This is a genomic window from Caloramator proteoclasticus DSM 10124 (assembly GCF_900129265.1).
GTDB lineage: Bacteria > Bacillota > Clostridia > Clostridiales > Caloramatoraceae > Thermobrachium > Thermobrachium proteoclasticum.
The window spans coordinates 45223-56916 of record NZ_FQVG01000009.1; the positions used below are offsets into that span (position 1 = coordinate 45223).

Sequence of the window (11694 nt, forward strand, 5' to 3'; positions counted from 1 at the left end):
ATTTTTATTAGAATTTAAAATATAAAATAATACAAAGTTATCAATAGACTTAATAATATTTTGAGTCTAAAAAATTTTATATTTTTATCTGACTATATCCATATATACCCTTCCATCTTTAATCTCAACTATCCTATCAGCCTTTTCTGCTATTCTCCTATCGTGTGTTATCACTATAAACGTTGTACCCATTTTTTTATTAATATCCCTCATTATCTCATATACAGCTTCTGTAGATTCTGAATCTATTCACTTAATAGATTTATTGCATACGCTACTGCTGATTCTTTATCTTCTTTTTCTAAATATGACATCAACTTATCATAAAACTCCATAATAAACACCTCTTTAGAAAATTATTATTTGTTAATAATTATATTACTTTATAAATATTATTTCAAGAAAAATAAGTTTTTAAATAATACATAAACAATATAAACGTTTCTATAAAATAAAAAGCCTTGAAAAAACAAGGCTTTTTAACATATTATTGATATTATCTCATATCCTTTTCAGTATAGTAAACAAACCCTATTGCACCTGGACCTACGTGTAGTCCAATTACAGGGCCAATATCTACAATATCAGCTTTAACTCCAAGCTTTTCTTCTATCAATTTTGAAAGGTCTAATGCCTCTGAATAGCAATTGATATGATGAACAACTATTTCCTTAAGACCATAAATAGAACTATCCTTAACCAACTTATCTATCATTGCAGATACAGCATTTTTCTTCGTTCTAACCTTAGTTAGAATTGCGGTTTTTCCATCCTCAACTGTTAATATTGGAATAATCTTTAAAAGATTTCCTATAAGTGCTTTGGCACCACCTATTCTACCACCTTTTTTCAAATATTCAAGATTATCTGGGATAAATAGGAATCTGCTTCGTCTTAAGTTTTGCTTAACTAATTCAACAACCTCATTTAGTGTTTTGCCTTCCTTTGCAGCTCTTGCACCAACTATTGCTGCAAAACCAAGCTGCATACAATTTGACCTTGAATCAATAATTTCTATTTGGGCATCCTTATATTCTTCAAGCACCATATCTTTTACCATAAGTGCAGATGAATATGTGCCGCTCATTTCTGATGAAAGAAATATGCAAACAAGGCTATCTCCATTGGCTACAACCCTTTTCATTTCCTCTAACATTTCTCCGATGGAAGGCTGTGAAGACTTAGGTATTCCCTTTTCTTCCATCATACGATAAAAATCTTCATTATTGATATCAACTTCCTTCACACTCATATCATTCCAAGATACACTAAGTGAAATTTTTTTGATGTCTAATTCTCTGCAGATTTCTTCACTTAAATAACTTGTACTATCCGTCAAAATTTTTACTGCCATTTTATCCTCTCTCTTCTTTTAAAATAATGTTTTAATATAAATGTTTTTTTATATTTTATGTATATTTTAAAAAACTTTTAATAAATTTTTTCTTCTTGTTGAAATTTTACCACGCAGTCAAATTTTTTTCAATCTTTTAAAACTAACTATATATATGAACTATTTTCACACAAAAGTAAATACTACTTATTAATTTAATTAAGATAAAATATAAAAGGACAGCTATCATTAGCTAACTGCCCTTTTATAATATATAATATTCAACAATTTATATGAATTTTAATATTTACTTCATATACTTATCAAGGAATGCAAATACCTTATCTAAATTACTCTTTTCTTCAAATTGTGGACCTCCATGTGATGCACCATCTAAAAGAACAAGTTCAACCTTATCTTTTCCTAAAACTGATTGTAATTTTTGTGCGAAATTAATTGATTGTTGTACTGGTACATTTGCATCTTGTGTCCCATGTTCTATAAAGAATGCTGGGTCGTCAGCTGATATATATGTTTCTGGGTTTGCCTTTGCAACAAGGTCTTTAGCTTCTGTGATTAGCTTTCCAATATATGCAGATTCAGGTGAAGATTCACTGCTTGTTTTCCCAAACCTTGGTGTTATGCCTGATTTCTCAAACTGGCTATCCATTTCTAAGAAATTAATTGGTCCAAACCAATCAACAACTGCAGTTACATCATCTGAAACATCTGCATATCCTAATGAAGTATCATAAAGTTCATTTGTACCTCCTGTAGTTCCTGCAATTGATGCCAAGTTTCCACCTGCTGAATCTCCCCAAAGTGCTATCTTATCAGGATTTAAATTATATTTTGAAGCATTTTGCCTTATAAATCTTATTGCTGCCTTTATATCATTTACAGCTGCTGGGAATGTAGCCTCTCCTGATAATCTATAATCAACAGAAACAACTGCATATCCTCTATTTAATCCTTCAAACATAGCGGCTAAATCTCCACCTGTTTTATTTCCCATTTTAAATGCTCCGCCATGTATTGCAATGATTACTGGGAATGGTCCATCCCCTTCATTTGGTAGATATATGTCTAATTTTTGGCTCTGTGACTTATTTGCATAAGCTATATCAAGATACTTTTTTGTGTACTTTGATGTATCTAGAGATTGACCACCTAATCCTCCACCCATAGGTCTTCCTCCTTGTGGAGCTCCTTGTTGAGTTTGAGCTGTATTTGTATTATTTGTTGAATTGTTTTGTGATGTTTTAGCACAACCTACTAAAGTTGAAATTGTTAATACTAATCCTAATGTTAAAACAGTTAACTTTTTCATTTTATTACCTCCATTTTCTTATTGTTTTCCTCTTGATGTTTTAAGTATAAGATATAATTGTGGCAAAAAAATGGCGGTAATTTGATTTAAAAAGGAATTTATTTTTTTATTCCTATTGTAAAACTAAATTTAGTACCCTTTCCTATTGTAGACTCAACCCAAATTTTTTCATCTAATGCCTCTATTATTTGCTTTGCTATCGCAAGGCCTAATCCTGTACCCTGTGTTGTTCTGGATTTATCTACTTTGTAAAATCTTTCAAATATATATGGAATATCCTCCTTCTTAATCCCTTCCCCTGTATCTTCAACACTAATGATTACCTTTTCATTATCTATATTTGAGGAAATAGTAACTACACCACCTTCTTGGGTAAATTTAAAAGCATTATCTAATAAAATAATCAAAACCTGTTCTATTCTTTCAGCATTTGTGTATGTTAAAGGCAAATTTTTTATATCATTTTTTAATTTTAATTCGATTCCCAAATCATCTGCAATACCAGCAAATTTTTGGTAAACTAAATTTATTAGTTTTGATATGTCTACTGTACTCTTTTCTAAATATGCATTACCTGATTGAAGTTTTGAAAGTTCTAACATATCATTTATTAATCTTTGCAATCTTATAGACTCTGTCAGCATTATTTGATAGTATCTTTGTTTTTCTTGCTCATCATTAATCATTCCATCCAATAATGTTTCACTCATGGCTCTTAAAGAAGCTATTGGAGTTCTTAATTCGTGTGAAATATTAGCTACATACTCCCTCCTGGTTTTTTCAAGCCCCTCTGCCAACTTAGATGCTTCTTCTAAATTAATAGCAAGAATATTAAAACTGTTTGCTAATTCTTCAACTTCTCCATATCCTTTTTCTTGTATCCTTACACTATAATCTCCCTGTGCCATTTTTTTTGCACTATAAGCCATATCTTTAAGTGGAATTATAAGTGGTTTTATAGAGAAATATAATAAGATTAATATTATAACTAATATCAATATACTCATAAATAAAAATACCATATTAAATCCATTTAATGCAGATATATAATCACTAACAGGTTTTAATAAAAACACTCCCCCTATTATTTGTCCATCTTTTTTAATAGGTATTCCTAAAACAATGGATGTTCCTTCAATTGCTTCTAGATTGGTTATTTTTTTAATCTCCTCACCTGAAAAAACTTCATTCATAAATGGTTCTATTGACTTTTTTATATTGTCTTCAAAATATGGTTCTTTATCTTCACCATATTCCTCAATTGATTTAAATGGATTCTCAAAAACATTCATCTCATTTTTATAAATATCATAAGCTTTCACAATAAAAGGTAATCTATTGAGATTAACATTACTTTTCCCTTTACTATTAATTTCATCAATTATGTTTTGTAATTCAGGTTTTAGTTCATCTACTTTAATATTAATATAGTATTTTTCAATTACAAATCTACCTACAAACAAAGATATAGAAAAAACAATTACTAATATTAAAGTTATATTAATAAATAAAACTTTTTTTCATCTTTGCACCTCAAATTTATATCCTACTCCATAAATAGATTTAATTCCCCAACTAACACCACTTTCAGGTAATTTTTTTCTTAACCTTTTTATATGCGTATCTACTGCCCTTGTATCACCAAAATAATCATATCCCCATATTGTTGATAAAATTTGTTCTCTTGTAAATACTTTACCTATATTACTTGCAAGTAGATACAAAATCTCAATTTCTTTAGGTGTTGCATCTATAGGATGATTGTCTATTTCTATTGTATATTTTTCCAAATCTACAACTAAATTATCAACTTTAACAACTTTCTTATTTTCTTTTATTTCTTTATTGTTTGCTTGATATCTCTTTAAAATAGTCTTTACCCTTGTAACAACTTCCCTTGGTGAAAATGGTTTTACTACATAATCGTCAGCACCAATTTCAAGTCCAACAATTCTATCTATCTCCTCTCCCTTTGCAGTTAACATTAAGATTGGTACATCACTTATTTTTCTTATCTCCTTACATACTTCCGTACCAAACATTTTAGGCATCATTATATCTAATATAACAAAATCAGGTTTTTCTTTTTTGAAAATTTCAAGTGCTTCCAATCCATCAAAGGCTGAAGAATATGTCATACCTTCAGCCTTTATATAAGCACCAATTGTATCGTGAATGGCTTAATTATCATCACAAATTAAAATATGTATACTTTTTTCCATACCCTTCTCCTTCTTGTTTTTTATAATTTCCAAACAATTTTACTTTATATTTTCTTTAATTACCTCAAGTACCCTATTATAGATATCCTCAACCTTAATATCTATTACTTCACTTGAATTTCTAAGTTTAAACTCAACTATGCCATCTTTAATTTTCTTTCCAACAGTTATTCTAATTGGAATACCAATTAGGTCAGCATCGTTAAATTTAACTCCTGCTCTTTCATCTCTATCATCAATTAAAGTTTCAACACCCATATCATTTAACTTATTATAAATCTCCTCTGCCACCTTAACTTGTTCATCATCCTTCATAGCAACAGGTACAACTATTACTTTATAAGGTGCAATAGATATTGGCCATATAATTCCCTTTTCATCGTGATTTTGTTCAATTATTGCAGCCATTGTTCTATTAATTCCTATTCCATAGCAACCCATAATAATTGGTTTTTGTTCTCCCTTTTCATCAACAAATGTTGCATTCATCTTTTCAGAATACTTTGTTCCTAACTTAAAAATATGTCCAACTTCTATCCCCCTATTTATTGTTATACTTCCACCACATTTAGGACATCTATCACCTTGTGTTATATTTCTAAAATCACCAACTATACCATTAAAGTCTCTTCCAAAATTAGCATTAATGATATGGTATCCTGTTTCATTTGCACCAACAATCATATTTTTTGTGTTTTTAACTTCATAATCTATCAATAGCTCATCTACTTTTATTCCAATAGGACCTGCAAAGCCAACATCTGCACCTGTTACTCTTTTAACTGTTTCTGCATCTGCCATTTCAAAGTTTATACACTTTAATTGGTTAATAACCTTTGTTTCATTTACATCCCTATCTCCTCTAACCATAACTGCAACAACTTTATCATCGGCTTTATATATCAAGGTTTTGGCAAACTTTTCTGAAGTTGTATTAAAAAACTTTACTAATTCTTCTATTGTTCTTACATTTGGTGTTTCAACCTTTTCTATATTTTTCATATCCTCACTGCTTAAGATTTCAGCTTCAAAGGTTGGAGCCTTTTCAACATTTGCCGCATAATCACACGATGTACAAAATACTACTTCTGCCTCTCCTATATCTGATTTAACCATAAACTCCATTGAACCTGTCCCGCCCATAGCACCTGTATCTGCTTCAACTGCCTTAAAATCCAATCCACATCTTTCAAAAATTTTATTATATGCCCTATACATCTTATTAAATGACTCATCTAAACCTTCCCAAGAAGTATCAAAGCTATATGCATCCTTCATTATGAACTCTCTACTTCTCATTACTCCAAATCTTGGTCTTCTTTCATCTCTATATTTTGTTTGAATTTGATATAGATTTAGTGGCATATCCTTATATGACTTTATTTCATTTCTAATAATATCTGTAAATATTTCCTCATGAGTTGGCCCTAAACAAAATTCTCTATCATTTCTATCTATAAGTTTAAACATTTCAGGGCCGAAAACTTCCCATCTTCCCGATTCTTTCCACAATTCTGAAGGTAGAAGAGCTGAACATAGAATTTCCTGTGCACCTTCTCTATTCATTTCCTGTCTAACAACCTCTTCTATTTTTCTTAATACTCTAAGTCCTAATGGAAGAAAATTATATACACCTGAAGCTAACTTTCTAATAAGTGCTGCCCTTAACATCAACTGATGACTTACAGTTTCAGCCTCTGATGGAACTTCCCTTAGTGTTGGCATAAATAATTTACTAACTCTCATCTTTTGTCCCCCTTTTATCTTATAAATAATTGATATATTATAGGGATAAATACTGCTGGGAGTAAATTTGCTACCTTTATTTTTGTAATACCAAGCATATTTAGACCTATACCTATTATAAGTAAACTACCAATGGCTGTCATATTAGCAACTACGGTTTCAAGTAAAATGCCTTTGAGCAAAGCTGCACAAATAGTTATAAACCCTTGGTAAATAAATACTGATATAGCTGAAATCATAACTCCTATTCCTAATGTTGACGAAAAAATAATAGAACTTACACCATCTAATATTGATTTTGCATACAGCATCTGATGATTACCTGTAAGTCCACTTTCTAAAGAACCGACAATTGCCATTGAACCTACACAAAACAATAAACTTGAAGCAACAAAACCTTGTGAAATTTTACTCTCTCCGCCCCTAAATCTTTTTTCTATATTGTTGCCTAATTTTGTAATCGCATTATCAATATCAATTGCTTCTCCAACAACTGCACCAATTACAATACTCAAAATCATTAAAAGTGGATTATTGCCCTTTAATGTTCCTGAAAAACCTAAATACAACACACAAAGTGCAAGCCCCTTCATCACTGTTTCCTTTATATTATCTGGAAGACCCTTTTTGATAAAAATTCCTACTAAACTCCCAACCATAATAGCTATTGCATTTACAATAGTACCCAAAAGATTAAACATAATACCCCTCCATCCTATTTATAATTTAAAAAATGTATTACATAATTTCCTCTATCACATTGAAGCAATACAAAATGTTGGACAGGATTTTAATATAAAATCGATGTTTTTTATATTAACTATGTTCAAATAACTTTGTAACCTAAAATTAAGCCATCTTCCCTGATGTTGTCAATATATTCTCTGAAAATATTGCATTATCCATCTCACTGATTCCTTATGATAGACTGGAACATATTATAACTCTGTAGCTCATAATCTTAGATTGTGGTATATCTACTACATTTAGCTTTAATAGAATTATTTTTACACTATTCGCCTTTTAAACTGCATTCATACTTATAGATATTATTTTATTTTATAATTATTTTAAACTAAGTTTATATTTACGTCACTAAAATAATACAAAAACAGCAATATCACCAATCTAAAAATTATATGTGATATTGCTGTCATTAAAAAGTCCTAATTTCTGAAGGCTTCTATCTACCGTGTGAAAGTATAGTTTAATTTGTCTTTGGAAGATAATAGTGATACAAAGTTTCTTTCATATGATTGCTAAATTTATGGATAATTATAAAATTATCTTTTTTCTGTTATCTTCATCTAAACTATATTATTAATTTTTCTTAACTATAGTTCTACATCTACATTTTCGATTATAATTTCTAAAAAAAATAAATATAATTTTATTCCCAATTTTTACACACATCAACCCATTTTTGGTTTAAAGAATAATAATTCAATTCGTCACACGTTAATTCAATTGCAGAATTACTACTACCACAAGCTGGGAATACAGTTTTGAATCTTTTTAGAGATATATCTAAATAAACTGGTATATCGTTTTTTAATGCAAAGGGGCATACCCCTCCTACCTGATGACCTGTATATTCAAATGTTTCCTCAATACTTAACATCTTAGGTTTTGTTCCAAATTCAGCCTTAAATTTAGCATTATCTATTTTGGCATCACCTGCTGTAACTATCATAATTACTCTCTCTCCATTTTTTAGAGCAAGGCTTTTTGCTATTCTTGCAGGTTCAACATCTAAAGCCTGAGCAGCCAATTCAACTGTTGCACTTGATGCATCAAGCTCCATTATATCTTTATCTCTATTATATTTTCTAAAATATTCACGTACCCTTTCTATTGCCATTTTACCCTTCTCCTTTTAATATAAAACTTAGATATATCAAGTGATATATCTAATCCTTACCGAATCAACCTTCGAATTACTTATTTAAATATTTATTTCATCTATGCTTTGCATATCTAATATATTTTAAACTATAATTTCTAATATGGCTACACCTAACTCTTGAAATTTCATTTTTAAATCATAAGGTTTCTTTGAAAAATTTATGATGGGGATTTTCTATTTTCATATTTTCACCTACTAATTTTTATATATTACATCTATTTGAGATTGGTAATAATTATCTTCTTAAATTTTATATTATTACATTTAATTATTTTTTTCAACTTATATACATATAAATCAACAATTTATCTTTTTTACTACACTCATAAGTTATATGTGATATGACTGCAATAAAAATAAGATAGATAATATTGAACACGATTTTATTATTTGTTACAATTATAATTGTTAATATATTGACAATTATAATTTGGAGGGGTCAATATGATAAGTGTGCATATATGCGTAGGAAGTTCATGCCATCTTAAAGGTTCATATCAAATTATGAAAATATTTCAAGAAATAATAAAGAATAAAAATTTAGAAGAGAAAATTGACCTTAAAGCATCATTTTGCCTTGGTAATTGTACAAAAGGTGTTTCAATAAAGGTTAACAACGAGATTTTTGGAAATATAAATCCTGAAAATGCAAAAGAAAAATTTGATGAATATATACTAAAGAAGGTTAATAACAATGATTAATATAATAGAATTTAAAAAATCAAACTGCAAAAACTGCTATAAGTGTATAAGAAGTTGTCCCATAAAGGCCATATCATTTAATAATAACCAAGCTAAAATAATCGATGATAATTGCATACTTTGTGGAAACTGTCTTAAAGTATGTACTCAGCATGCTAAAAGTGTTATAGATGAAACAGAAAAAGTAAAAAAATTTATAGAAAAAAAGTATAGTGTTTATGCAAGTATTGCACCTTCCTTCCCCTCTGCATTTAAATCACATAATGCAAAAGCTCTGTTTTCTGCCATTAAAAAACTTGGTTTTTCTTATATTCAAGAAACTGCAATAGGAGCTTATGCCGTATCTATGGAATATGAAAAACTTATTAAAAAATGTGAAATGAACAATATTATATCAACGGCTTGCCCAGTTGTTGTATCCCTTGTTGAAAAATATTATCCTGTGGCTATACAATTTCTTGCCCCTGTAGTATCCCCTATGATTGCCCATGCAAAGATGTTAAAACATACCTACGGGGAAAATATAAAGGTTGTATTTATTGGGCCTTGCCTTTCTAAGAAAAAAGAATACAGAGATGGAGAAAATGATTATTTAATCGATGCTGTTATTACCTTCGATGAACTAAAAAAATGGTTTGAGGATGAAGGCATCAATTTGAATAAGTTCCAAGATGAAAATATTAAATATGATGAACCTCTTATTGAAAGATATTATCCAATAGTTGGCGGTATATTAAAAACTTTAGATGATCAAAGCAATTATAAACTTTTAAGCGTAGATGGTTTAGAGAATTGCATGGAAACTCTTGATTCAATAGTAAAAGGAAATATTAATGGATATTTTATTGAGATGAACAGCTGCAGGGGTGGATGCATTAACGGTCCATGCAATACAAGTAAAAGCTTTATTGAAGCCTATGATGATATTTTAAATTATGCAAGTAATAAAAATACAATAAGTGATTTGAAAGATATTAAAGTTAATGTTAATTTGTCAAAGTTTTTTTGTAATAGAGAAGTAAAAAATAGTATACCTGATGATGAGTCCATCAGTTATATATTAAAAAAAATAGGTAAGTTTAAAAAGGAAGATGAGCTTAATTGTGGTGCATGCGGATATTCAAGTTGTAGGGAAAAGGCAATTGCAGTTTATAATAATAAGGCGGATCTTAATATGTGTCTGCCTTATATGAAAGAAAAAGCTGAATCAATATCTAATATAATTATTAACTCCTCTCCTAATGCAATACTTGCTTTAAATAGTGAGCTTTATATCCAAGAAGCTAATAATTCAGTATACAGGATTTTTAATATAGAAAATATAAAATTGGCTGGAAAAAATGTGTTTGAATTTTTTGATTGCCCTGATTTTGTAATTGTAATGGACACTGGAAAGGACATTTTAAATAAAAAGGTTTATTATGAAAAATTTGATGTCACTGTGGAACAGTCAGTAATATATGTAAAGGACCATGATGCAATTATAATAATAATGAAAGATATAACAAAAGAAGAAAAAAATCAGGAGCAATTAAATAAATTTAGAAGAGAAACTGTTGAAATTGCACAAAGAGTTATTGAAAAACAAATGAGAGTTGCACAAGAAATAGCAAGTCTCCTTGGAGAGACTACGGCAGAGACAAAAGTAGCGTTAACTAAACTAAAAGATACAATAGTAACAAAGATGGGTGAAAGCGAATGAACTTTTTTATAGATGCAGCTTATGAGAGTATTAACAAATTTAATGAGGAGCTCTGTGGAGATAAGGTTGAAATCATAAAAAGTAAAGACTCGGTTATTGTGGTTCTTGCAGATGGGCTTGGAAGTGGAGTTAAGGCTAATATACTTGCAACTATGACTAGCAAAATAATAGGAACTATGCTCTCTAAAGGCTCAAGCATAGATGAAGCAGTAGAAACCATAGCAAAAACTCTTCCTGTATGCAAAGAAAGAGGTATTGCCTATTCTACCTTTTCTATACTTGAAATTTACAGTAGTGGTGAAGGGTATATTGTAGAGTTTGACAATCCATCAATTATAAGGCTAAAAAATGGAAAGTTTGCACCTCTTCTTAAAAATGCTAGAAGTATATATGATAAAAAAATATATGAGACAAGATTTAAAATAGATTTACAGAGATTTCGCATCTAATTTCCAGTAAAGCTTTTTTCTTTATAGGAAATTAGATTTTTTCTATTTTATTGAAATTTTGGAAGGGAAAAAGGCCGTAGGCCATGTATATAGATACACCTTCCCCCTCCCCATCATAATGAAAAGCTGTATTTCCAATTTTATTATCGACTATGCGGTGTTAAAAATTGGATTAATCCAATTCATAATTATCAACATTTCATCTTTCAAATCTTCTATTATATTTATCTGCAAAAGCCTTTTTTCTCTGAATCCTCGAATGTTTCTAAAAAAGTATAATTGGGTTAAGTTAAAGGCTATTATC

Annotated in this window: 10 protein-coding genes; 3 read left to right on the forward strand and 7 right to left on the reverse strand. The window is 29.5% G+C overall.

Going from position 1 to position 11694, the window contains the following annotated elements; all coding sequences use genetic code 11:
* Nucleotides 1-496: 496 nt before the first annotated feature.
* The 7 genes from BUB63_RS03750 to BUB63_RS03780 form a co-directional block, all read right to left on the reverse strand.
* Entirely contained in the window at nt 497-1354 is an 858-nt protein-coding gene (locus BUB63_RS03750) for a DegV family protein (protein ID WP_027308460.1), read from the reverse strand.
* A gap of 286 nt (nt 1355-1640) precedes the next feature.
* Nucleotides 1641-2663, reverse strand: coding sequence for an alpha/beta hydrolase (locus tag BUB63_RS03755; RefSeq protein ID WP_200790150.1), 1023 nt, complete (start codon nt 2661-2663; stop codon nt 1641-1643).
* Nucleotides 2664-2761: 98 nt separating this feature from the next.
* The gene (locus tag BUB63_RS03760) at nt 2762-4126 is read right to left on the reverse strand and encodes a sensor histidine kinase (RefSeq protein ID WP_084106488.1); all 1365 of its coding nucleotides are present in this window, start codon (nt 4124-4126) and stop codon (nt 2762-2764) included.
* Between the two features lie 57 nt (nt 4127-4183).
* On the reverse strand, nt 4184-4840 hold the full coding sequence (locus tag BUB63_RS03765; protein ID WP_341465370.1) for a response regulator transcription factor: 657 nt from the start codon (nt 4838-4840) through the stop codon (nt 4184-4186).
* A gap of 84 nt (nt 4841-4924) precedes the next feature.
* Nucleotides 4925-6631 (reverse strand): proline--tRNA ligase, encoded by a 1707-nt coding sequence (locus BUB63_RS03770; RefSeq protein ID WP_073247991.1) that lies wholly within the window; start codon nt 6629-6631, stop codon nt 4925-4927.
* Between the two features lie 14 nt (nt 6632-6645).
* Nucleotides 6646-7332, reverse strand: coding sequence for a DUF554 domain-containing protein (locus BUB63_RS03775; RefSeq protein WP_073247992.1), 687 nt, complete (start codon nt 7330-7332; stop codon nt 6646-6648).
* A 689-nt stretch (nt 7333-8021) separates the two neighbouring features.
* The gene (locus BUB63_RS03780; protein ID WP_073247993.1) at nt 8022-8492 is read right to left on the reverse strand and encodes a YbaK/EbsC family protein; all 471 of its coding nucleotides are present in this window, start codon (nt 8490-8492) and stop codon (nt 8022-8024) included.
* 489 nt (nt 8493-8981) lie between these two features.
* Here BUB63_RS03780 and BUB63_RS03785 point away from each other — a divergent pair, with 489 nt between their 5' ends.
* The 3 genes from BUB63_RS03785 to BUB63_RS03795 are packed head-to-tail and all read left to right on the forward strand — an operon-like array spanning nt 8982 to nt 11390.
* Nucleotides 8982-9239, forward strand: a complete 258-nt coding sequence (locus tag BUB63_RS03785) for a (2Fe-2S) ferredoxin domain-containing protein (RefSeq protein WP_073247994.1) — start codon at nt 8982-8984, stop codon at nt 9237-9239.
* Nucleotides 9232-10941, forward strand: a complete 1710-nt coding sequence (locus BUB63_RS03790) for a [Fe-Fe] hydrogenase large subunit C-terminal domain-containing protein (protein WP_242947340.1) — start codon at nt 9232-9234, stop codon at nt 10939-10941. The genes BUB63_RS03785 and BUB63_RS03790 overlap by 8 nt, the downstream gene beginning before the upstream one ends.
* A complete protein-coding gene (locus BUB63_RS03795) occupies nt 10938-11390 on the forward strand; it encodes a SpoIIE family protein phosphatase (RefSeq protein ID WP_073247995.1) in 453 nt (150 codons plus the stop codon). Before BUB63_RS03790 ends, BUB63_RS03795 begins: the two co-directional genes overlap by 4 nt.
* The last annotated feature ends 304 nt before the right edge of the window (nt 11391-11694 follow it).